The sequence below is a fragment of the Bacillus thuringiensis genome, from assembly GCF_001455345.1.
GTDB classification, from domain to species: Bacteria; Bacillota; Bacilli; order Bacillales; family Bacillaceae_G; genus Bacillus_A; species Bacillus_A thuringiensis_N.
In genome coordinates this window covers 748,990-771,888 of record NZ_CP013274.1, presented here as the reverse complement: position 1 = coordinate 771,888, position 22,899 = coordinate 748,990, and the positions used below count along the sequence as shown (strand labels likewise).

Genomic DNA, 22,899 nt, shown 5'->3' with positions numbered 1-22,899 from the left:
CACTCTTTATATATAAAAAGGAAAAAGCTGCTGAAGTCAGTAGTTTTTCCCTTTTATATTCTCTCTATTTCTTTAATGTAAATCCGAATTTATCCCATGCTTGTAAATAATCTAATAAGAAAATTTCCTCTTCCACAATTCGGCCAACTACATTTGTTTTTCCTGTATTCACCATATCTTTTAATGCAATTTGCAATTCACCTTTATATTGGCCATATTGCTCATTATCAATTAAAAGATCGCCGCGCTTAATTTCACGTGTATTATGAGGTTTAAACTCTTCTTTTTTATATTTCACACGGCTTTGTGTCGAGCGAATCATATATTCAGATACATCCCCGCGATAAAAATGAGGTTCGTCTAATACGATAATTCTTTCTAGTTCTGTCGTTGTATCATATAACTCTATATCAAATGTTTGTTTCTCTTTATTTAATGCACCTAGTGCCTCTAATTCTTCTTCTGAAGCATATGCATTCGCAATAATAACATCATCAATTAATTCCGTCGCAAATAAATGCTTCGCTTGTGTCGTCATTGGTAATTCACGATGCTGCTCTAACGTACATAATCCTTCTGTTACTGGCCAAGGTCCATATGTTGCATCAAATGATGAAATAAAAGCAGCCGTTCTCATACCATAATCTTTAAATTGTTTCGAGCATTTAATAAAATGATCGTATGATAATCCTGAATAACGATGCGGATAAAAATTATGGCAACCAATTAAATTTTCACGATTTGGTCTATGGCTCATAATGTTATCTACATACTTCGTACCGTTACTCATATTAATCTCAATTTTTAAGCCGTATGGATTGTAAGTCATAATTGATTCTTCTAAACCAGAGAATCCAACATCTAAACGAATACCGTACGCACCTAGTTCATGGAAGAACGATAAATCATTATACGAAATACCTAGTTGTTCAAAAACAGCTGGACTAATATCAACTAACACTTGGAACCCTAATGTATTTGCATGAGAAATCGTTTCTTTAAACTCTTCTATAATTTTCTCTTTTTCACCATCTACAGATAATAAACATGTAAATACACGATTAAATCCGTATTTACTTGCTAATGTTAAATACTCCTTGTCTTTCTCTACTGTTGAATGTTCTGGATAAATAGAAATACCTAATCGTCTCAAATGTACACGCCTCTTTCTTCGTCATATTGTAAACCTTTTCAAATATATGTAGCGAAAAAGTATATATCCCCTTCTCTTCCACTATCCTTTGAATCCGCTTTCGTTAAAGAAAAAACAATTTCTATCATTCATAACAATTACTAGTCTATACATCTATACTTTACATCTTTTTTTCATAGTTGTGTAGTCTTTCCACAAATTTGTCAGTTTTTTCACCTCGAAAATTGTTGTACGTTTTCAAGGCACCTTCCTTGACTGTTACATTGACCAATACATATACTCGAAAGAAAAGAGAATTTTTTTATATAGGGGATGAATATATGGAAGAAGCAATACTCGTAAAACGAGAACCGTTATGGACGAAAGAGTTTTTTGCGCTAATTCTAGCAAACTTATGTATGTTTTTAGGATTTCAAATGTTAATTCCGACTTTACCTGTTTATGTAAAAGAAATTGGCGGCACAAGTTCCAATATCGGATTTGTTGTCGGTATGTTTACCGTTGCAGCACTTTTTGTTAGACCGCTAACTGGGAACGCCCTGCAGAAATTCAATAAAAAAATCATTTTAATGATTGGCACTGCTATTTGTTTACTCGCTATGGGTAGTTATCTTTTCGCTTCAACTGTTTTCCTATTGCTTGCCGTTCGAATTTTACACGGAGCTGGTTTTGGTATTACAACGACTACATATGGAACTGTCGTTTCAGATTTAATTCCGCAAGCTCGCCGCGGTGAGGGCATGGGATATTTCGGACTTTCTGGAACGATTGCAATGGCGCTCGGTCCACTTATCGGACTTTGGCTTATGCAAACATATAACTTCACGATTCTTTTTTTATGTGCACTTTCCTGTACAATTGTTTCCTTAATATTAACGAAACTACTTCAAATTAAAAAATCACCGCAACCACCACAGCAAACATCTGGTACTTTTCTCGATGGATTTATTGAGCGCAAAGCTTTACTTCCTTCATTATTAATATTATGTATTACATTAATGTACGGCGGGATTGGAAGCTTTATTACATTATTTGCTACGGAAGTCGGCATTGCTGATATAAGCCTCTTCTTCTTATTTAATGCGCTTGCAATCGCTGTCACTCGTCCGTTTTCTGGAAAGTTATATGATGCGAAAGGTCATGCATTCGTTATTATTCCAGGAGTTATTATTACGTTTACAGGCATTATTTTATTGTCGTATACAACTACCATTCCAAGTTTAATTATTGCAGCAGCATGCTACGGAAGTGGTTTTGGAGCGATTCAACCGGCACTACAAGCATGGATGATCGACCGAGTAGCGCCGCACCGACGAGGAGTCGCAACAGCTACATTCTTCTCAGCATTTGACCTCGGCATTGGCGCTGGCGCAATTATATTTGGATTCATTGCACATTTTACAAACTACGCAACTGTATATCGCTATTCCTCTCTACTACTTATTGCTTTCCTGTTCATTTACATCACAAGTATAAGAAAACAAAAGCATGGGGATAAAAAAAGAGAAAAAGCTGCTGGATAATTTCAGTAGCTTTTTTATGTGCAAAAACGGAGTGAGTCATAAGGAAAAATTAATACAATCATTTCCCTACATATTTTATTAACTTTCATCAAAAAATATACGATGAACTCGCAGACACTTCCCTTCATATTCAACTAAATAACACTATTCTAAAAAGTGTGATTTCTTTACAAAATTAAGATTTATAAAAGATGAAAACCAATAAAATACAGCTTTTTCTTTAAGTAATTGTAAACTTTTCTTCTCTTTGTAAATTTAGTGTAAATTTTACTAGCAAACCGTTTACAGTGCCTCAAGGTTCAGTTAATAATTACATCGTACATGAAATTTAAGGAGTGGAATGCGTGGAATATAATGTTCAAGAAATGATCTTCCAGTTCATTGGTGGATTAGGTATTTTCTTATTTGGTATTAAATACATGGGCGATGGACTGCAACAAGCAGCTGGAGATCGTCTTCGCGATATTCTAGATCGCTTTACAACAAACCCACTTATGGGTGTACTAGCAGGTATGTTAGTTACTGTATTAATCCAATCAAGTTCAGGAACAACCGCTTTAACAGTTGGACTTGTAAGTGCCGGGTTTATGACATTAAGACAAGCAATTGGTGTTATTATGGGTGCGAACATCGGTACGACAGTTACTGCATTTATTATCGGAATTAAAATCGGAGAATATGCTCTCCCAATTATGGCAGTTGGAGCAATCTTATTATTCTTCTTTAAAAATAAAAAAGTACATTCTTTCGGTCAAGTTATATTCGGTTTTGGTATGTTATTCTTCGGTTTAGAATTAATGAGCACAGGTATGAAGCCTCTTCGCTCTTTAGAATCATTCCAAGAATTAATGGTTAGCATGAGTGACAATCCAATTCTAGGTATCGTTGTCGGTACAGTTTTCACTTTAATTGTACAAAGTTCAAGCGCAACAATCGGTATTTTACAAGAACTATTCGGTCAAGGTGCAATCGATTTACAAGCTTCTCTTCCTGTATTATTCGGTGATAACATCGGTACGACAATTACAGCTGTATTAGCAGCTATCGGTACTTCTATTGCTGCAAGACGTGCCGCATTAGTTCATGTTATTTTTAATATCGTCGGTACGATTATCTTTACGATTTTATTAGTACCTTTTACAAGTTTAATTCAATATTTCCAAACGTCATTAAACTTAAATCCAGAAATGACAATCGCATTTGCACACGGAACATTTAATGTAACAAATACTATTATTCAGTTCCCATTCATAGCTGTATTAGCATGGATTGTAACAAAAATTATTCGCGGAGAAGATGCAGCCATTGACTTCAAACCGCAACATTTAAATCCAATCTTTATTGAACAATCTCCAGCCATCGCTTTAACAGAAGTTCAAAAAGAAGTTGTCCGTATGGCTGAGTTTTCATTACATGGATTAAACGAAGCAAATCAATTTTTAAACACACAAGACAAAAAACACGCTGATATGGCTACTCAATTAGAAGGAGCTATTAACAATTTAGATAAAAAAATTACCGAGTATTTAGTTTTACTATCAGAAAAGCCGCTTTCACCTACGGACTCTGAGAAGCATTCAGTTCTAGCGGGTGTTGTTGGAGATATTGAACGTGTCGGTGATCATGTAGAAAACCTTGTAGAACTTGTAGACTTCCAAATTTCAAATCGTGTTTCTCTATCAGACGAAGCACTAACTGAATTAAATGAAATGCTTGAATTAACAATTTCAACATTACAAGATGCAATCAACGCTTTAACAAACTTCGATACTGAACTAGCACAAACGGTTATTGCAAAAGAACGTAAAATCGATCAAATGGAACGTGTTCTTCGTAAACGTCACGTATTACGTCTAAACGAACGTAGCTGTTCCGGCGATGCAAGTATCATCTTCGTTGATATGGTAAGTAACTTAGAGCGTATCGGTGATCATGCTGTAAATATTGCTGACGGTGTTTTAGGTGAACAAGGTAAAATCAATTTAAAACAATCCTTATAATAGGAAAGAGACGCTAATGTAAGCGTCTCTTTTTTCATTTCATACTTATAACTGTTCTTCCTTTTAACTTTCCTTGCAATATAAGTGTAAACTTCTCATCTAATTCTTCTAATGTACATTCTTCTGTATAAGATAGTAACTCTTTATTTGCCCATTCATTTGCTAAGAGTGTCCACACATCTCTTCTCACATCCACTGGGCATTGCACTGAGTCTATTCCTAAAAGGCTTATGCCCCGCAAAATAAACGGATATACCGTTGTTTGTAATTCCTGACCTGCCACATTACCGCATGTCGTTACGCAACCACCATACTTTACTGTTTTTAAAGCTGTTTCTAACATATGTCCACCTACAGTATCAATAACTCCGGCGTATATTCCTTTAAGCATTGGTCTTCCTGAGTCATCATTCAATTCCGCGCGATGAATCACTTTTTTCGCTCCTAGACGTAGTAGCATCTGTTCCTCTTCCATTTTTCCTGTCGCCCCTACTACGTTAAATCCTAACTTACTTAAAATACTAACAGCTACACTCCCTACGCCACCTGTAGCACCCGTTACTAAAACATCGCCCATACTAGGCGTTACTCCCGCTCTAATAAGCTTATATACTGATAAAGCAGCTGTAAAACCTGCTGTCCCGTACATCATACTTTCCTTTAATGACATTCCCTCTGGTAAAGGAACAATCCAAGACGCCGGCACGCGAATATATTCTCCGAAACCACCCGAAGTATTCATCCCTAAATCATATCCCGTTACAATGACTTGATCTCCTGCTTTAATGGTAGCATCTTCACTACTCACAACCACTCCTGCTGCATCAATCCCTGGCGTATGAGGATATGTTCTCGTAACACCTTTATTACCTGTGGCTGAAAGAGCATCTTTATAATTTAATGAAGAATAATGAACCTGTATTAATATGTCTCCCTCAGGTAAACTACTTACTTCTCTCTCTACAACGTTTCTTACAAACTGCTTACTTTCTGTTTCGTTTACAACAATTGCTCGGAATGATGTATGATTCATTATGCTCTCTCCTTTATCCGTCAAATTCTTCTTTATTATATAGAAGAAATAAGTAAGCCTACCCATTTCTTCTTGGCTATATTTCAACAAATCTTACTTCTCTATCACTTTCTCACAATACGTATTTTCATTTCTACTAAAACAACTTATACTTATTCTACATCTCAAAAATAAAATATAAAAATCTGACTTTTTATAAATATATTGAATTTTTACGAAATGTAAATGTTTTGTAATGTTTTTTTTCGTCAAATTTCATTATAATAAGTGGATATGAGTGTCGTATTTCAATCCAAATGAAGGAGTACAAGAAATGGAGCAAAACCCATCTTTGCAAGAAAATACACGCAGTAAACCGAAAAAAGGTAAGAAAAAAACAAAAATTATTATAAGCGTTATTCTATTCTTTTTAATAGTAGGTGGCGGTTATACTTGGTTTTTAGTAAATAAAGCATCTTCTGCTGTTCGAAATGCCGCACACGATTTAGCGCGCGGTGATAAATCTGATTTACGTGACAAAGCTGTAAAACCTATTACGAACAATGTCTCTGTCTTAATCATGGGTGTTGATGAAAGCGATGTCCGTGGGAAAGAATATGGTGAAGCTATAAGAACGGATGCACTATTACTTGCAACGTTTAATAAAGATAGCAAAACTGTAAAACTATTAAGTATTCCACGAGATACATATACTTATATCCCAGTGGAAAAGAAAAAAGATAAAATTACACACGCTCATGCATACGGTTCTACTAAAAACGGAAAAGATGGTGGACCACAAGCAAGTATCGATGCAGTTGAAAAATTAATGAATGTTCCTGTCGATTACTTTGTAAAGTTTAATTTCAAATCATTTATGAAAATTGTCGATGATTTAGGCGGGATTGAAGTCGATGTACCAGTTGAATTTACTGAACAAGATAGTAATGATAATGCTGATGCAATTCATCTGAAAAAAGGTGTTCAAAAGCTAAATAGTGAAGAAGCTCTTGCTCTTGCTAGAACGCGCCATATCGATAGTGATGCAATGCGTGGACAACGTCAACAACTCGTTATTGAAGCGATTTTAAAGAAACTAACAAGCGTTGGATCTGTAACAAAAGTTGGTAACATCATTGATGATATTAATGGACAATTCGTTACAAACTTAACATTCGATGATATGCTTTCATTCTATAAGTATGGATCGGATTCAGAAATTGAGAAATTACAAATTCAAGGTGAAGACTGCTATATGGAAAAAGGTGACGATACATGTAGCAAATCTGCTGGTGGCGGCCGAACGTATTACTACAATCCAGATAAAAAAGAATTAGCAAATGTTACGAATGAACTTCGTGCTCACCTTGGATTACCTGCATATACAAAAACAGACTCTGATTCGAAAAAAACAAGCACAGAGAAAACAAAAGAATCTAAGTCTGAAAATTCAAGTGAACGCGAATCAAGTAACAATGAAGTGAAAAATAAGAATAAAAATAGCAGTGAAAACACAGAAACATCGTCTAACGACAATGAATAAAAAAGAAGCAGTTCTCTATGGAGGTAGAGTACTGCTTCTTTTTATTTATCCGAAACTAAAAATCAGAACTTTCTAACTATCTTTTTTAATATTTTTAAATTATAATAAATAGTAGCAATCTATTCCAATTATCAGGGGGCTCATACATATGAAAGCTGCAGTAAAACATAACATCTCAGATTTTAAAGACTACTTAAAATCAAACGATATATACATGGAAGAAAATATAGATGAAAATGATGGTTCTGTTCATTTTTCAGTAGGGTTAGAGACAGAAGCTGGAGCAAAAATCCAACTTATCGCTGCTTTCCAAAACGAACATCCTACTGTAGATATATACTGCTTCAATGTTGCTCACGTACCTAATGAAGCATCAACAAATGATATTTTGCACGTTATCAATGAATTAAACACATCTTATCGATTTGCAAAATTCACATTAAACAAGCAAAATGCAATTGATATTTCAGCATCTCTTGCATTCTCAGAACCAAACTTTAATCCAGCACTTGTCTTTGAACATACGAGAATGCTATATAAATTAGCAAATGACGAATATAAAAACTTAATGAAAGTTATTTGGGCATAATCAATCTGTCCTCAAATAGCGAGATAAATAAAAGGATGGGCTGCAAGCAGCGCCATCCTTTTATTTCGATATCATATCAATCCACATCTTAACAGCAGTGCCTACAATCAAAATCGATAACATATATTGTAGTGCTTTTTGATTGATCCTCTTCCCAACTCGCGCTCCAAGCGGCGCAGCAACGATACTTGCAAGTGCAATAATAAGAGCTGGAATTACAACTACTTGCCCAGTTATTACTTTTCCAGTTGTAATCCCTACTGAGGAAATAAACGTAATAGCGATAGATGTCGCTATTGTTGTACGTATTGGTAATTTTAAAATAACTAGCATAATTGGAACTAAAAGGAACGAACCTCCAGCACCTATAATGCCTGATGCTCCGCCTACAATAAAAGCTAACAAGCTTGCTAACCATTTATTATATTTCACTTCATTGCCATTATTACGTTTCGGTACGAACATCATAATAGCAGCAATTGTTGCTAATGCTGCATAAACAACATTTACCGTATGTTCCTCCAATACGTTAGCACCAAAACTCCCTATGAAACTTCCTATTAATATACTAGCTCCCATATACAAAACTAGCGTTTTATCCATATCATTACTTTTCCGATAGGCCCATGCCCCTGCAAAAGTTGCAAAGAATACTTGCACCGCTGTAATACCACTCACTTCATGTGACGTATAACCAGTAAATCCTAGCAATACAGGAATGTATAAGATCATCGGATAATTAATAATCGCACCGCCAATTCCAACCATTCCTGATATAAACGATCCTATAAACCCAATTATAAAAAGTAATACGACTAAACTCACCTTATATCCCCCGCCATCTAAAAAGAAGGTGATTTAAATGAATAAGTTCACATTCCCATCTGAAGCATCTGCTAAATAAGCTCCTACTCCTGCAAACTCTACCCCTTCCATAATCTCTTCCTCTTTTAACCCTAATAAATCTACTGTCATTTGACAAGCTACTAGTTTAATCCCTTGTTCTTTCGCCAAATCCATTAAATCTGGTAAAGGCATCGCATTATGTTTTTTCATAATACCTTTAATCATCTTTGGTCCCATACCGGCAAAATTCATTTTTGATAATCCCATCTTATCAGCGCCGCGCGGCATCATTTTTCCAAATACTTTTTCGATAAAAGTTTTCTTTACCTTCACATGTTCATCTTTCCTTAAAGCATTTAATCCCCAGAAGGTATGAAAAATAGTAACCTCTTGATCATAAGCAGCTGCACCATTTGCAATAATATAAGCAGCCATCGCTTTATCATAATCTCCGCTAAATAAAACAATTGTTGTTTTCTTCTGTTGTTCCATGTTGTTCTCCTCCCAATTACCTATAGGGGTATTTTTATTTTTATAAAAAATCGTTTCGCCCTATTCTACTTTACCTTCCCACGCTAACATACCACCTACCATATTAACCACTCGAAAACCGTAACCTTCTAAAAACTGAACTGCTCTTGCACTTCTTCCGCCAGAGCGACAAACGATAATATATTCTTTCTTTTTATCCAAATCATGCATACGAAATTCTAATAGTCCTAGTGGAATATTACATGCTTCTGGAATTTTCCCTTCAGCTACTTCTTCTACTTCACGTACATCCACAATATTTACTGCTTCTTTACGTAATAATTTTTCTTCTAATTCTTTTGCTGTCATTTCTTTCATTTTACATTTCCTCCTCACAAACCATTCATCCCGCCTGAAACATTGATAACATGCTGAAATCCTAATTTTTTTAATACTTTTGCAGCCTGCTTACTTCTCATCCCGCTCTGACAAAGAATAATAACTTCTTTATGTTTATCTAATTGTTGCGCCTTATTAGCTAGTTCATTTAATGGGATATTCCGAAATCCTTTAATATTGTTCCCTCTATATTCACCAGCTGTCCGCACATCAATAAATTGTTTATTCTTTTGCCCCATCATACGTTTTAAATCTTTTCCTGAAATATTTTTCACTCCTCTAACTGGTAAGAAGCGAGAAATAATAAGCCACGATACAAGTACAATTAAGATTACATTCAATATTGTCTTTACATCCATAAAACTATTTAAACTCCTTCTTTGCTTTTTTCCCGTCCAAATATATACTATAGCTTTGAATATGGAACCCTTTCTTTCTTAAAAAACGAACACTTAAATTCCGATCCACTTTATTATGAACAATAAGATGCAAAGGCTTATTTGGTATTTCATGATAATACCGTTTTAAATACGCATACGGTATACACATAATTCTAGAAGTGTTATCATTGTGACTCTCTGCGTAATTGCGTACATCTACAACAACACTTTCCATTTTCCTTACTTGTTCTAACGAAATATATGCAACATTTAAAACCGGAATGTAACGTTTTACGAAACTTCCTAGCATCAATACTATTAGAGATATAACTATATAAGACATATATGATTATCCTCTTTACTTTCAACAATAAGCAGAGGATGTAATCTTCCACTTATTATTGAAATGCTATGCTTTCTTGATCCAGAACTTTAATTCACCTTCTTCTTCTGTATGCTTTAACACTTCATGACCGCCTTTTTGTGACCATGCTGGAATATCTTTAATCGCACCTTTATCTGTTAAGTGTACTTCTAACACTTCTCCTGATTGTAATGCTTCCATTGCCTTCTTTGTTTTTACAATTGGCATTGGACATGCTAATCCTTTCGCATCTAATACTTGTTTTACATTCATCATCTATTCCTCCATTTTTTATTTATTTATTTATTTATTTATTTATTTATTTTATTATTCATGAACTGCACAACGATTTGGACCAATCTCCATTTCACGCTCTTCATCTACACTTGGATGAATTTTACCCATATTCGTTTGACGAATTTCTTCATATGCATTTGGCTGAGGTGGTAAATTCTCTGTTACAACTTTACGGAACTCTCCCTCATCCTCAATATTTAATCCTGCATTATACGCAAACAAATCTTTTAATTTTGCGCTAACAATACCACTTTCGTCCATTTCACTTATTTTTGAATAATGAGCCGGTAACACAATTAAACTTTGAGATAGTTCTTTATATCGGCTATACAAAGTATTACGTAAATCACTTACCCAATCTTCAGCTTTCCCAGCAAGGTCAGGACGCCCAATTGAATCTACAAATAAAATATCGCCTGATAATAAATAAGAATCATCTACAATGAATGACGTACTTCCAATCGTATGCCCTGGTGAGTATAATGCATCAATTTCAATTTTAGTACCCCCCACCGTAATAACAGTTCCTTCTACAAGCGGTTCGTATGCGAAAACAACTTCCTCCGCATCTTTTGGCGGTAACCAATACGTACCCCCTACTTTTTCCGCTAACTTACGTCCTCCAGAAATATGGTCTGCATGTAAATGTGTATCCATTACATTCGTAATCGTAACATCATGCTCTTTCGCAAATTCTTCATATGCTTCAACTGTTCTTACTGCATCAATAACTGCTGCTTCACCGTTTGAAACGACCATATAAGATAAACAGCCTTTTCCAAGACGGTTAAACTGATACATACTTCCTCCATTTTTTAAATCTCCAACTTTTATAGGCTTTACATATTCACTCCATGCCTTCATACCACCAGCTAAATAATAAATATTTTCTAATCCAGCCTCTGTTAATTGCTCTGCTACAAATATAGAAGACCCTTCTTTTGCGCATACTACTAAAACATCTTTATCTTTAGGTAATTCACTTACAATATGATCTACACCCTCTAATAAATCAAAGTACGGCACATTCATTGAAGTAACTTCTTTCCCTTCAATTTTCCAATCTTCATAATCCTTCTCATTACGAACATCTAAAATAAACAACTCTCCGAATAAAACTTTCTCTGCAACATCTTTTGCTTGTAATGATTTAACACTCATCTTTTTACCCCCTATGGTATATTTACATTTAAAAAAATTTAATTCTTTATATTCCCTTGCCACTCTAACATACCTGGAATGACATTTTTCACATTTGCATAACCTTTCTCTTTCAACATGTGGCAAGCTACATCACTACGGTTACCAGTTCGGCAAACAACATAAATTTGCTTCTTCTGATCTAATGCTGCACTGTCTAATTCTCCTAACGGCACGGAGACAGCCGATGGAATATGACCAAAAGCGAATTCCGCCGCTTCACGAACATCTAATATAATACACTCTTCACCACTTAATAATATCTCTTCCAATTCCGAATTCGTAATTGTATGAGGATACTTCGCTACTTCATTCACTTCATGCTCATGTGCTTTCCTAACGTAATGCATCAAAATATCGCCTTCTTGTTTCGTCCCGATATATTGATGTCCTATTTTGTTCGCCCAACTTTGTATATCTACAGTAGACCCTTTATCCGTTGCCTGAACTTCAATCACTTGCCCTGATGTCAAACCTTCCATCGCCTTCTTCGTCTTTACAATCGGCATCGGACAAGCCAAACCTTTACAATCTAGATTCATATCCACTTTTATACTCATAGTCGATTCCTCCATAATTTATATACATATACCTGTAGGGGTATATTGAAATGTTTTTGAAAATCTGTCAACACTTATGTTTGACAGATTATCGGCTTTTTACAAGTAATTGAACAGCTTCTTTAATTAACTCTTCATTTGAACCATTACCACTTTCAAACTGTTCACGTAAACATTGCTCTAAATTTGTTCCCACAACAAGTCCAATTGTACGATCAAGTGCAGAACGAGATGCCGTTAACTGTGTAATAACCTCTCGGCAATCTTTTCCTTCTTCCATCATACGAAGCACACCACGAACTTGACCTTCAATACGTTTCAATCTATTTTTCATATCTTGATTATATTCCATTCTATAATCACCTCATTACCATTATGTCACTATTTATAGCTTATGACAATATATTATACCCTATAGGGTATTTTGTAAACCCCTATTTTTAATGTTTATCTTATATGTTCACAAAGCAGGAAGTGAAACCTTAATATATAGGCTTTCATCCTCCACCAATTTTGGAGTGGAAGATGAAAAAATATTAATATACAACACGTTCTGGTAATACTGTCCCATACAATTTAAAGCCACCATCTACATTCTTTACCTTATATCCTTTTTCCATTAACATGCGCGCTGCAACATACCCTCTCATACCAAGTTGACAAGTGATATATATTTCTTTATCCACTGGCACTTCATCTAAACGATCACGTAATTCATCTAACGGAATATGAATAGAGCCTTTAATCATTCCTTGCTTTAGTTCATTAGGCTCTCGAACATCAATAAGATACCCACCATTTTCAACAATACGATCTATTTCATGCCATTGTACTGTGTCCACAAAACCATCCACTATATTACTTGCCGCATACCCTACCATGTTTACCGGATCTTTTGCAGAAGAATAAGGCGGAGCATATGATAATTCTAAATCTGGCAAATCAATTACAGTTAAATTTGCTTTTATGGCTGTTGCGATAACATCCATACGCTTATCTACACCGTCACGCCCTAACGCCTGCGCTCCATAAATTTTCCCACTATCTTTATTAAAAATTAATTTTATTAGTACTGGCGTAGCATTCGGATAGTACCCGGCATGAGAATTTGCCTGCACATGCACTACCTCATAGGGTATATTTAATCGTTTTAATATTTTCTCATTTACTCCAGTCGAAGCAACTGTTAAATCAAAAACTTTAGCTACAGAAGTTCCTAGCGTACCTTTATATAAAGAATCCGTATGACCATGAATAATATCAGCTAACATGCGACCTTGACGATTAGCCGGCCACGCTAAAGGAATCATCGTTTCTGTTTCTGTAACAAAATCTTTCACTTCAATCGCATCACCAATTGCATATACATGTGGATCCGATGTTTGAAATTTCTCATTTACTTTTATCGTCCCTCTAACTCCTAATGCTAATCCTGCATCCTTCGCTAAACTACTCTCTGGTTGTACACCAATTGCTAAAATAATCATATCTGTCTCTATAATTGAGCCACTTTTTAAACGTACAACATTCCCGCTTTCTTCTAATGCATCTACACCATCTTCAAAAACAAGCTCAACATTATGATTTTTCATATGCTCATGCACGTATGCCGCCATTTCATAATCGATTGGTGGCATCACTTGATTTGCCATCTCTACGAGAGTAACATCAATTCCACGTTCTCTTAAGTTTTCAACCATCTCCACGCCAATAAACCCGCCACCAATAACCGTCGCATGACGTGGTTTCTTCTCATCAATATACGCTTTAATACGATCTGTATCAGGTACATTTCGTAACGTAAACAACGCCTTCGCTTCTTCAATACCTGGAATAGGTGGAACAATTGGTTTTGCTCCTGGTGACAGAATTAACACATCATATTCCTCGTTATATGTTTCATTTGTAGTTACATTCTTTATCGTAATTGTTTTCTCTTCTTTATTAATCTGTACCACTTCACTCAATACACGTATATCTAAATTAAAACGCTTAGACATCTTTTCAACAGTCTGTACTAATAATTTTTGTCTTTCTGTAATGACACCGCCAATATAGTATGGTAATCCACAATTTGCAAATGAAATATATTCACCGCGCTCCACCATAATAATTTCATCTTCTTCACTTAAACGACGAAGTCTTGCAGCTACTGATGCCCCGCCGGCAACTCCACCTACTACAACTATTTTTCTAGACATATTTCAAACCTCCATCTTATTTATTATTTAATTTTTTTACGTATTACGAATAACCTATACCTGTATGGGTATATGATAGAGTATAAAAAATTTAATTTCAATCAATATGTCTTTCTTTCACAAATTCGAAACAAATAAAAAAGAACTTAGACATCTCCAAGTTCTTTACGAATAAAGCAAGCAATCGTTCCATTGTCATACGTTCTATAATCTCTTTGTAAAACTATAATCCATGTTCCCGCCTAGCGCTGCCGCTGTATCACCAGTTTCTCTAAAATCATGTGTATATATTTTTTCAAATGAACCGAAATCTACTTGCTTATAAAATTCAAAACAAGGGAATCCATCATGCTCCCCTTGAATATCAATACTACCATCCTTTTTCACACATACATGTAATACATAATCCACAGGAGGTGCATATACATTTAATGGATTACTTGCACTCGCACTCATTTTGAATTGCACACCATCAGAATTCCATGCGATATCAGTACACACAATATTTTCTGTACTCGCTTTTCCTGTTCTTTTACTCACAGAACCATCTGGACTTGTAATCTTCTCGGTCGTAATACCCGTGTTCGCATATGAAAACACTTCTTCTTTATAGAAATCAACTACTACCTCTTGCTCAACTCTAGAGCGCATCGTATTTACCGCATGTGGTGTAAATTCACGCGAATCACCTTCGAATTGAATTACTTTTCCTGTTTCCATATCCTTCTTAGCTTCTGTCCAAGAAATTGGGATAAATACACTGGCTCTAATTTTCACGATATTAGTCATAAGAAACACCTCTATAATTTTATTTTAAATACTGCATATCATTGAGTAAAACAGATCACAATTTCGGTCCAATAATCAATAGATTTCTCTTTTACTTTTCTACTTCCTTCTAAAAAATAGTGCTATATTTATGTTTAGACTGTCGTTTTAAAGCTGTATTCCATCTCTCCAGCCAGTGCTGCTGGAGTATCATTTGTCTCTCTAAAATCATGTGTATATATTAATTCAAACGAACCAAAATCTACTTGTTTATAAAATTCATAGCAAGGGAAACCATCATGTACACCTTCAACATGCACAGTACCACTTTTATTAACTCGTATAGCCAACAAATAATCAGCTGCAGGTGCTGCCGCATTTAACGGATTACTTGCACTTGCTCTCATTTCAAATGAAACTTCATCCTCGCCCCATACGATATTAGTACATACAATGTTTTCTGTACTTGTTTCTCCTTTTTGATACTCAGTTGATCCATCTGGATTTGTAATCTTCACTGTGACGATACAAGCATCTGCATATGTGAAAATCTCTCTTTTATAAAAATCAATATTCACTTCTTGTTCTAATCTTGAACGCTTTGCGTTCACAGCGTATGGTGTAAACTCACGTGCATCTCCAGCATATTCAAACGATCTTCCTGTTGCAAGATCCTTAATAGGTTCCAGCGATGCATATGGTGCAAAGACACTCCCTCTAACTTTTACGATATTGACCATATGAAACCTCCATTGATTCTATATTATATAAATCATTATTTGTTCTACCAACACAATATAGTCAATTTGATTGACTATATTGTGTATAGTACAATAAGTATTATATATAGTCAACTTGATTGACTACAAGTGCGGAGGTTATATACATGAATCAAACATTTAACGAGTTAGATCTTACTTCACTTTTATCATTATCCTTTAGTACATTAATTACTGAGCTACATGACAGATTAAGTGAATTGGGATTTGAGGATATTAGACCAGCACATGGATTTATGTTTAAACGCATTCTTCCTAACGGAGCAACTGGTATAGAACTAGCTGAGTATTTAGGGATTTCCAAACAAGCTGTAAGTAAAATGGTGGATTCTCTTGATAATAGTGGCTACGTTACACGTAAAACACACCCTACTGATAAAAGAGGTAAAATCATTATTTTAACCGAACGTGGTTTAGCAGTAATGAAAGCTAAAGAAGAAATAGTAGCTGAAATAGAGCAGCGATGGATTGAAAACATAGGTACAGAACGAATGCAAATGCTAAAAGAAGATTTAACAACATTCGTTACTAAAGAAAATACAGAGAAATTATCATCAAATATACGACCTGTCTGGTAAACAAAAAACGAATCCATTTTGATTCATCTTCTTCAAAATGGATTCGTTTTTCTATAGCTGTATTAAAAATCATTAATTTCTTTAAATTTTATTCTACTGAATATATTTTTTTACGCGTTATATAATTCCATAACTCTCTTCACAACCAACTCCGCAGTATTCTCCCCAGGTGGCATCAATAAATTCGTAACCGATCCATACACAACAGGGCTTAATTCCACTTCATATCCACCATATTCAAACTCTTCCCTTGTCGGTAAGTAACCAATATATCCATTCATATATCCACCAAAGAAAGCTAGTTCATTTTGAAGACGCTCTTTCATTTCTAACGCAGTCTCTGAAAAAGGTTCCATCGGTATACCAGAGAACATACCATCATTAACTTGAAACAGTTGAACTTCTAAATCAATACGTAACTGCCGAATACCTTGCTTATATTTCTCTAAAACGATAGTAAGCCATTCATCCGTATTCACGCCCCACTGCTTCTCGGCGAACCGAGCCATTCTTCTTATCTCATCAATTTCAGGGATATCCTTCAACTTCATTTGCATGGTACTTGAAACTGTCCTTAAATTTACAATTGGGCTATATGTAACTGTTGGCAACATCGTTAATACATGTCCACTAAGCATGTAAGCCATTTGGTTTAATGCTTCCCTTGAACCGCGATACTTCGCATTCACATTTCCAGCAGCACCTTGCACAATAATAACAGGACAGTTTACGATCTTCTCAAGAATCTCTCTCGTCATCCCTGGATAATCTGCTGATAATACATCACTATCACCTTTTAAAACATTCGGATGCGCAGTACAAAATACTACAATACCAGATAGCTCCTTCGTTTCAGCATTTCTTATCGCTAACATGCCAATTCGTTTATCTACAACACCCTCTATATTTGTTCCCATCTTCGCTCTTCCATCAGATGTTCTCTCTCTTCGGTTGACACCAATATCACCTGTCGTAACACCCCATCCAACTTCGCACAACTTCAAATTGTTACTCGCAGTAACAGCACCTTGCACTACATTATTTACTAAAATCGTTTTATACGACTGTACTAGCGTATCATCACCGACCGTTTCTGGACCGGAGTGCGTATGAGTATAAATAACTGTTATTTGCTCAAATGGCACATGAAGTTCACTCTCTACTTGCTCACGAATCATATTCGTATCTTCTACTAACATCCCAATATTATCAATGCTTATAAATACAGTTTTCATTTCATCTTTTTCAAATACAAAAACCGTCCCATAAATACGCTCTTCAATATTATTTATGCCTGTCTCTCTATCATATCCGACAAAATCAATACCTATAGGCGGCGTAATATCCACCTTACATACCCCTACTTTACTCATTTGAACCTCTCCATTTCTCTATGTAACTCCCTTTTTCAAGAATAGCATATTTGACCTTGTTCCAAATAAAAAAGAACGAACATAGCATTCTATGTTCGTTCTTTTCATCACACATACTTCCGATGCACCATCTTCCCATCATAAGAAAACACAACGCCCTTACTCTCCACAATTGACTCCATATGCACCGTTCTTCCCCACAGCTGATGAAGATATGGTAATACCTTTTCTAAGTATTTTAAATCAAGCTCGATTCCTTCGTAACTATGTTTAATGTATAATTCTCCGTTCTTTAAGTAGTTTCTTAGGAACGATACGTCCCATTCAATTTCGCGTACTTCAAAGATTTTGTCACGGCCAGACCCTGGTTTTACGCCTCTTCGTTTCATTTCTTCTGTCGGATTGTTGTACCGTTCTTCAATATCTTCAAACATTTTAATACCGAGGTAGTATGGATTAATGCTTGTTTTTGATGGCTGAACTACACCTGCATTTAATTTCGCAAATTCAATTGCTTCATCAGATGTTAAGTCCATTTCACGAAGTATGCGTTGATGCCAGTAGGAAATACGCTCTTCAATATTATTTATGCCTGTCTCTCTATCATATCCGACAAAATCAATACCTATAGGCGGCGTAATATCCACCTTACATACCCCTACTTTACTCATTTGAACCTCTCCATTTCTCTATGTAACTCCCTTTTTCAAGAATAGCATATTTGACCTTGTTCCAAATAAAAAAGAACGAACATAGCATTCTATGTTCGTTCTTTTCATCACACATACTTCCGATGCACCATCTTCCCATCATAAGAAAACACAACGCCCTTACTCTCCACAATTGACTCCATATGCACCGTTCTTCCCCACAGCTGATGAAGATATGGTAATACCTTTTCTAAGTATTTTAAATCAAGCTCGATTCCTTCGTAACTATGTTTAATGTATAATTCTCCGTTCTTTAAGTAGTTTCTTAGGAACGATACGTCCCATTCAATTTCGCGTACTTCAAAGATTTTGTCACGGCCAGACCCTGGTTTTACGCCTCTTCGTTTCATTTCTTCTGTCGGATTGTTGTACCGTTCTTCAATATCTTCAAACATTTTAATACCGAGGTAGTATGGATTAATGCTTGTTTTTGATGGCTGAACTACACCTGCATTTAATTTCGCAAATTCAATTGCTTCATCAGATGTTAAGTCCATTTCACGAAGTATGCGTTGATGCCAGTAGGAAGTCCAGCCCCTCTTCCAAATACCATAAATTCATCCATACTATTTTATGTGATTTTTTAATTGTCATCATTAATAAATTGTTTAAAAGGCATTTTTATATTCAGTTCCATTGCTAATAAATCAATGACTTGTTCCATCTCTACCTCAGATAATTTAAACCTCAATAAATCTATTAGTATCTTCACATAAGGTACTCCCCCTATACCATTTTCAAAACATTCTAATTTTATTAAAAGTTGTTCTTTATACATCCGAACTAATTTTTCTAAAGGGCTTTCATCGGATAAGCCTTGTTCATTATTAAAACGTATTTTTATTGTGTTGTATATTTCAAGCCAAGTCATCTCAATAATTTTTTGAGCTCCTTGATAAATACTTTCCAACTCAAATAATTCGCAATAATTTTTAGCTCTTTCATCTTCTACATCACTAGGAATCACTCCTATGTTTAAACTATCATCAAATGTAAATCGAATATGTTCTGCTACCTCATGAAAATAGGGATGTAACATAGGTATATAACTACTCTTCCCTTGATATGTTCCTATCAACTTAGCATTTTTCAAGTACAAATTACAAACCACACAAGAAACAACTAAATTCTCCCATTTAACTGATAATACAGGGAAATAAGTAAGTGCAAGAAAGTGATCAGTATTCGATTGCTTATTATATGTCACAAGATTCATATCACAATATGGACATACTTGTCTCTCCTTTGTTATTGTTTCTCGAAAGATACTTTTAGAAAATCTCTCGAATCCATTACTATAATTTTCCCAAAAAGTTTGTCTATCTAGAAGTGTTTCATAAAAGTATTTAAATATTTCCTCTGATAGTTTTAATGATTCTTCAGGGATATCAGCAACGCAGGCTCCATTTTCCAAAAAAACATAATAATCCGCCGTCATATTTGTATAAACTTCATAAATTTCTTCTATATTTTGGTATAATGATAGTTTTATAAGTAATTCGAATACGCCTGTCAAACCATTTGCAACTTTACCTAAAGAAGAATCATCATTTTTTAAAGTTTCTTCTATTTCTTCTCTTGTTTTTGAATTATTTTCTTTTGCCCAACAGAAAAAATCATTAATAAATGTATCAGTGACAGACATACATTTTGAGACCATAGTTGTATCGATTTTCCACATGTTACTGTATATCTCCTAATAACTTATTTTTCAATTCGTTAAACAAGGCATACTTGCTAATAGTCACCCCTAAATCATTGAACATCTTTAAAGCTTTTTCACTATCCCCATTTTCAAGACACTTTTTAATATCCTTTATTATTTCTTCACTAAAAGAACCAGTGTAATTATTAAGCCTAAAAACTTCATCAAGTATATTTACAGGATTCCCCCCTAAAGTCGCCGAATTTACTTCATATTGTTTTACGTCTCTTGTACCTTCATCTTTAATTAACCCCACAATACATTCACTCGGAACATCTGCAGTAATAAATGGAGAATGAGTTGCTAAAATAATATGAGCCTTAAAATCAGAAAATAATTTAGTCAACATATGTATATACTCCCTGGCCCACCTTGGATGTAAATGTGTTTCTGGTTCATCGATAAGAACCAATGAATTATTCTTTATAGATAATAGTAATGAGAAAAACCTATCAAACATTGCTTGTTCTCCAGAACTCATATCCTTTATGTCAATCCATTCATCACTATGTAAATTATAAAGTTCAATACGTAAATCGAGATTAATATTATTTTTATTAAAATATTCGATACATTCCATCCATAAATCATCTATATCCATTGGATTAATTATAATTTTTCGACTTGATTTTTTAATTGTGACCCTTCTGTGCAAACGTTTCTCTTCTACATCTGATTCCTTTGAGCCGATACTCTCATGTCTTTTTAAAAAGTCAGATATTTTACTGTCACTTGCAGAAATACCTAACCGATTTCCTTTTTTATTTATAATATTTCTCAGCACTTCCTCTTCAGGCATTACAATTCGATATTTTACTGAACATCCTATTAAACTTATTAAATCTTTAACGTATTTTTCTAATCCAGGATCCCTAAGTGCACTTAAAATATCAATCGTTGCTGATTTTAATGGACCGCTATAAATGTATTCTGTATATCGACCCACTTTATCTTTACTTGAAAATTTTCCATTCAGTGCGGTTGTTGATACAATAACGTTCGCAGGATACTTATTAGGTATCCTTATTTTAGTATCCTGTAACGGTTTCTCCTTGCTGATACAGTTTCCAATTTCATAATCATCATTATCTATTTTATATTCAATATTAAACCCTTTATTCAGGCTATCCCTATATTTCCTACTAGCAGCTGGGAGCGCTAATGCTTCAGCAAAAAACTTTAGTATAGATGTTTTACAAGTTCCGTTCTCTCCTACTATAATTGAAATTTTCAAGTTCCCAAAATGTTTGTTGCTTTATATTAAATAATAATCAACATCTGGTTCTTTAAAATAAATTTCTTCAATGTATACTGAATTTATTTTCATCTCTAACCCTCACAATACAAATTTTACTTTACACTTAATTTTATAAACTCTAACTTTAAACTAATATCTCAAATCCTCATAAAACAAATTAATTCGTCATTGCTCTCAATAATATTCATATTAGTTAAAGTAAAGCCCCTTCACCTTCCATACAAACTAACGTTTTATTAAAATCTTCCTTTAAAAAATATATTTAGCAATTAAAAAATGTAGAAAACGGAAAAAGAGATATGCATTTTCTAATTGCCATCAATCTTTAAAAAGATTCCTCACTAAAATAATAGTAAAGGTTTTTCATACGACTACTTCAAGTTGAATTAATTTATATGGATTGTTTAATAAGATTTTGAAAATGCTATTTCATCTTTCTCTCTCTCCCTTCTATATATTAACTGATTTAATTTTAATATAAATTTTCATTGTAAATAGTTGTTTTTAAACGTACAGCTTTGATTATATAAACTTGTACAAAAATACTTGAACATGAATGAAAATTTTTGTGTTCATGGAACTGACTAACTCTTAATTATTTAATGAATGCAATAATATTATTACATACAGACACACCAATTTCATTAATTTCCCATATAAAAAAGCCGCTGATCCCAGCGGCTTCTCCTCACACATACTTCCGATGCACCATCTTCCCATCATAAGAAAACACAACGCCCTTACTCTCTACAATTGACTCCATATGCACCGTTCTTCCCCACAGCTGATGAAGATATGGTAATACCTTTTCTAAGTATTTTAAATCAAGCTCGATTCCTTCGTAACTATGTTTAATGTATAATTCTCCGTTCTTTAAGTAGTTTCTTAGGAACGATACGTCCCATTCAATTTCGCGTACTTCAAAGATTTTGTCACGGCCAGACCCTGGTTTTACGCCTCTTCGTTTCATTTCTTCTGTCGGATTGTTGTACCGTTCTTCAATATCTTCAAACATTTTAATACCGAGGTAGTATGGATTAATGCTTGTTTTTGATGGCTGAACTACACCTGCATTTAATTTCGCAAATTCAATTGCTTCATCAGATGTTAAGTCCATTTCACGAAGTATGCGTTGATGCCAGTAGGAAGTCCAGCCCCTCTTCCAAATACCATAAATTCATCCATACTAT

22 protein-coding genes and 3 pseudogenes are annotated in these 22,899 nt (G+C 34.6%); 5 read left to right on the top strand and 20 right to left on the bottom strand.

From position 1 onward, the window contains the following. Nucleotides 1–64: 64 nt before the first annotated feature. Nucleotides 65–1,153, bottom strand: a complete 1,089-nt coding sequence (locus ATN06_RS04200; RefSeq protein WP_060629646.1) for a DUF871 domain-containing protein — start codon at nucleotides 1,151–1,153, stop codon at nucleotides 65–67. 320 nt (nucleotides 1,154–1,473) lie between these two features. Here ATN06_RS04200 and ATN06_RS04195 point away from each other — a divergent pair, with 320 nt between their 5' ends. Both ATN06_RS04195 and ATN06_RS04190 read left to right on the top strand, forming a co-directional pair. After that, nucleotides 1,474–2,676: an MFS transporter gene (locus ATN06_RS04195; RefSeq protein WP_060629645.1), complete on the top strand. Its 1,203-nt coding sequence runs from the start codon at nucleotides 1,474–1,476 to the stop codon at nucleotides 2,674–2,676. 344 nt (nucleotides 2,677–3,020) lie between these two features. Beyond that, nucleotides 3,021–4,676 carry a Na/Pi cotransporter family protein gene (locus tag ATN06_RS04190; RefSeq protein WP_060629644.1) on the top strand — a complete coding sequence of 552 codons (1,656 nt, stop codon included), beginning with the start codon at nucleotides 3,021–3,023 and terminating at the stop codon, nucleotides 4,674–4,676. 34 nt (nucleotides 4,677–4,710) lie between these two features. On the opposite strand, the gene ATN06_RS04185 is transcribed toward ATN06_RS04190, so the two are convergent. Beyond that, on the bottom strand, nucleotides 4,711–5,709 hold the full coding sequence (locus tag ATN06_RS04185) for a YhdH/YhfP family quinone oxidoreductase (RefSeq protein ID WP_060629643.1): 999 nt from the start codon (nucleotides 5,707–5,709) through the stop codon (nucleotides 4,711–4,713). Between the two features lie 313 nt (nucleotides 5,710–6,022). Between ATN06_RS04185 and ATN06_RS04180 the strand changes: the two genes are divergently transcribed. Both ATN06_RS04180 and ATN06_RS04175 read left to right on the top strand, forming a co-directional pair. After that, entirely contained in the window at nucleotides 6,023–7,231 is a 1,209-nt protein-coding gene (locus ATN06_RS04180; protein WP_060629642.1) for an LCP family protein, read from the top strand. A 148-nt stretch (nucleotides 7,232–7,379) separates the two neighbouring features. Then, nucleotides 7,380–7,820 (top strand): hypothetical protein, encoded by a 441-nt coding sequence (locus ATN06_RS04175; protein WP_016089221.1) that lies wholly within the window; start codon nucleotides 7,380–7,382, stop codon nucleotides 7,818–7,820. 60 nt (nucleotides 7,821–7,880) lie between these two features. Here ATN06_RS04175 and ATN06_RS04170 read toward each other — a convergent pair whose 3' ends face one another. The 12 genes from ATN06_RS04170 to ATN06_RS04115 form a co-directional block, all read right to left on the bottom strand. Beyond that, nucleotides 7,881–8,645: a sulfite exporter TauE/SafE family protein gene (locus ATN06_RS04170; protein WP_060629641.1), complete on the bottom strand. Its 765-nt coding sequence runs from the start codon at nucleotides 8,643–8,645 to the stop codon at nucleotides 7,881–7,883. 33 nt (nucleotides 8,646–8,678) lie between these two features. Then, nucleotides 8,679–9,158 (bottom strand): DsrE/DsrF/DrsH-like family protein, encoded by a 480-nt coding sequence (locus ATN06_RS04165; protein ID WP_000437730.1) that lies wholly within the window; start codon nucleotides 9,156–9,158, stop codon nucleotides 8,679–8,681. Nucleotides 9,159–9,218: 60 nt separating this feature from the next. Beyond that, nucleotides 9,219–9,515 carry a rhodanese-like domain-containing protein gene (locus ATN06_RS04160; protein WP_060629640.1) on the bottom strand — a complete coding sequence of 99 codons (297 nt, stop codon included), beginning with the start codon at nucleotides 9,513–9,515 and terminating at the stop codon, nucleotides 9,219–9,221. A 14-nt stretch (nucleotides 9,516–9,529) separates the two neighbouring features. Next, entirely contained in the window at nucleotides 9,530–9,895 is a 366-nt protein-coding gene (locus ATN06_RS04155; protein WP_060629639.1) for a rhodanese-like domain-containing protein, read from the bottom strand. Nucleotides 9,896–9,899: 4 nt separating this feature from the next. Continuing rightward, a complete protein-coding gene (locus ATN06_RS04150; protein WP_060629638.1) occupies nucleotides 9,900–10,259 on the bottom strand; it encodes a hypothetical protein in 360 nt (119 codons plus the stop codon). A 66-nt stretch (nucleotides 10,260–10,325) separates the two neighbouring features. After that, on the bottom strand, nucleotides 10,326–10,556 hold the full coding sequence (locus ATN06_RS04145; protein WP_060629637.1) for a sulfurtransferase TusA family protein: 231 nt from the start codon (nucleotides 10,554–10,556) through the stop codon (nucleotides 10,326–10,328). A gap of 51 nt (nucleotides 10,557–10,607) precedes the next feature. Next, nucleotides 10,608–11,738, bottom strand: coding sequence for an MBL fold metallo-hydrolase (locus ATN06_RS04140; protein ID WP_060629636.1), 1,131 nt, complete (start codon nucleotides 11,736–11,738; stop codon nucleotides 10,608–10,610). Between the two features lie 38 nt (nucleotides 11,739–11,776). Further along, entirely contained in the window at nucleotides 11,777–12,337 is a 561-nt protein-coding gene (locus ATN06_RS04135) for a sulfurtransferase TusA family protein (RefSeq protein WP_060629635.1), read from the bottom strand. Between the two features lie 88 nt (nucleotides 12,338–12,425). Beyond that, nucleotides 12,426–12,689: a metal-sensitive transcriptional regulator gene (locus ATN06_RS04130; protein WP_000456206.1), complete on the bottom strand. Its 264-nt coding sequence runs from the start codon at nucleotides 12,687–12,689 to the stop codon at nucleotides 12,426–12,428. Nucleotides 12,690–12,873: 184 nt separating this feature from the next. Next, nucleotides 12,874–14,538 carry a CoA-disulfide reductase gene (gene cdr, locus ATN06_RS04125; RefSeq protein ID WP_060629634.1) on the bottom strand — a complete coding sequence of 555 codons (1,665 nt, stop codon included), beginning with the start codon at nucleotides 14,536–14,538 and terminating at the stop codon, nucleotides 12,874–12,876. Between the two features lie 204 nt (nucleotides 14,539–14,742). Next, entirely contained in the window at nucleotides 14,743–15,327 is a 585-nt protein-coding gene (locus ATN06_RS04120; protein ID WP_060629633.1) for a DUF3238 domain-containing protein, read from the bottom strand. Between the two features lie 134 nt (nucleotides 15,328–15,461). Continuing rightward, nucleotides 15,462–16,046: a DUF3238 domain-containing protein gene (locus ATN06_RS04115; protein WP_060629632.1), complete on the bottom strand. Its 585-nt coding sequence runs from the start codon at nucleotides 16,044–16,046 to the stop codon at nucleotides 15,462–15,464. A 146-nt stretch (nucleotides 16,047–16,192) separates the two neighbouring features. Here ATN06_RS04115 and ATN06_RS04110 point away from each other — a divergent pair, with 146 nt between their 5' ends. After that, nucleotides 16,193–16,663, top strand: coding sequence for a MarR family winged helix-turn-helix transcriptional regulator (locus ATN06_RS04110; protein ID WP_060629631.1), 471 nt, complete (start codon nucleotides 16,193–16,195; stop codon nucleotides 16,661–16,663). A gap of 110 nt (nucleotides 16,664–16,773) precedes the next feature. On the opposite strand, the gene ATN06_RS04105 is transcribed toward ATN06_RS04110, so the two are convergent. The 6 genes and pseudogenes from ATN06_RS04105 to ATN06_RS04080 all read right to left on the bottom strand — a co-directional run. Further along, nucleotides 16,774–18,036 carry a neutral/alkaline non-lysosomal ceramidase N-terminal domain-containing protein gene (locus tag ATN06_RS04105; protein ID WP_060629630.1) on the bottom strand — a complete coding sequence of 421 codons (1,263 nt, stop codon included), beginning with the start codon at nucleotides 18,034–18,036 and terminating at the stop codon, nucleotides 16,774–16,776. Nucleotides 18,037–18,143: 107 nt separating this feature from the next. Continuing rightward, nucleotides 18,144–18,635: pseudogene (locus ATN06_RS04100) on the bottom strand (SpoVR family protein); the annotation flags it as partial. Between the two features lie 179 nt (nucleotides 18,636–18,814). Next, a pseudogene (locus ATN06_RS04095) lies at nucleotides 18,815–19,294 on the bottom strand (SpoVR family protein); the annotation flags it as partial. 35 nt (nucleotides 19,295–19,329) lie between these two features. Next, nucleotides 19,330–20,427, bottom strand: a complete 1,098-nt coding sequence (locus ATN06_RS04090; protein WP_060629628.1) for a hypothetical protein — start codon at nucleotides 20,425–20,427, stop codon at nucleotides 19,330–19,332. 1 nt (nucleotide 20,428) lies between these two features. Continuing rightward, nucleotides 20,429–21,685: an AAA family ATPase gene (locus tag ATN06_RS04085; RefSeq protein ID WP_060629629.1), complete on the bottom strand. Its 1,257-nt coding sequence runs from the start codon at nucleotides 21,683–21,685 to the stop codon at nucleotides 20,429–20,431. Nucleotides 21,686–22,397: 712 nt separating this feature from the next. After that, a pseudogene (locus tag ATN06_RS04080) lies at nucleotides 22,398–22,877 on the bottom strand (SpoVR family protein); the annotation flags it as partial. Nucleotides 22,878–22,899 lie beyond the last annotated feature (22 nt).

Coding starts and splice junctions, on each gene's coding strand:
- ATN06_RS04195 (WP_060629645.1), top strand. CDS start 1,474: ATGGAAGAAGCAATACTCGTAAAACGAGAACCGTTATGGACGAAAGAG.
- ATN06_RS04185 (WP_060629643.1), bottom strand. CDS start 5,709: ATGAATCATACATCATTCCGAGCAATTGTTGTAAACGAAACAGAAAGT.
- ATN06_RS04180 (WP_060629642.1), top strand. CDS start 6,023: ATGGAGCAAAACCCATCTTTGCAAGAAAATACACGCAGTAAACCGAAA.
- ATN06_RS04175 (WP_016089221.1), top strand. CDS start 7,380: ATGAAAGCTGCAGTAAAACATAACATCTCAGATTTTAAAGACTACTTA.
- ATN06_RS04165 (WP_000437730.1), bottom strand. CDS start 9,158: ATGGAACAACAGAAGAAAACAACAATTGTTTTATTTAGCGGAGATTAT.
- ATN06_RS04160 (WP_060629640.1), bottom strand. CDS start 9,515: ATGAAAGAAATGACAGCAAAAGAATTAGAAGAAAAATTATTACGTAAA.
- ATN06_RS04155 (WP_060629639.1), bottom strand. CDS start 9,895: ATGGATGTAAAGACAATATTGAATGTAATCTTAATTGTACTTGTATCG.
- ATN06_RS04150 (WP_060629638.1), bottom strand. CDS start 10,259: ATGTCTTATATAGTTATATCTCTAATAGTATTGATGCTAGGAAGTTTC.
- ATN06_RS04145 (WP_060629637.1), bottom strand. CDS start 10,556: ATGATGAATGTAAAACAAGTATTAGATGCGAAAGGATTAGCATGTCCA.
- ATN06_RS04140 (WP_060629636.1), bottom strand. CDS start 11,738: ATGAGTGTTAAATCATTACAAGCAAAAGATGTTGCAGAGAAAGTTTTA.
- ATN06_RS04135 (WP_060629635.1), bottom strand. CDS start 12,337: ATGAGTATAAAAGTGGATATGAATCTAGATTGTAAAGGTTTGGCTTGT.
- ATN06_RS04130 (WP_000456206.1), bottom strand. CDS start 12,689: ATGGAATATAATCAAGATATGAAAAATAGATTGAAACGTATTGAAGGT.
- cdr (WP_060629634.1), bottom strand. CDS start 14,538: ATGTCTAGAAAAATAGTTGTAGTAGGTGGAGTTGCCGGCGGGGCATCA.
- ATN06_RS04120 (WP_060629633.1), bottom strand. CDS start 15,327: ATGACTAATATCGTGAAAATTAGAGCCAGTGTATTTATCCCAATTTCT.
- ATN06_RS04115 (WP_060629632.1), bottom strand. CDS start 16,046: ATGGTCAATATCGTAAAAGTTAGAGGGAGTGTCTTTGCACCATATGCA.
- ATN06_RS04110 (WP_060629631.1), top strand. CDS start 16,193: ATGAATCAAACATTTAACGAGTTAGATCTTACTTCACTTTTATCATTA.
- ATN06_RS04105 (WP_060629630.1), bottom strand. CDS start 18,036: ATGAGTAAAGTAGGGGTATGTAAGGTGGATATTACGCCGCCTATAGGT.
- ATN06_RS04090 (WP_060629628.1), bottom strand. CDS start 20,427: ATGTGGAAAATCGATACAACTATGGTCTCAAAATGTATGTCTGTCACT.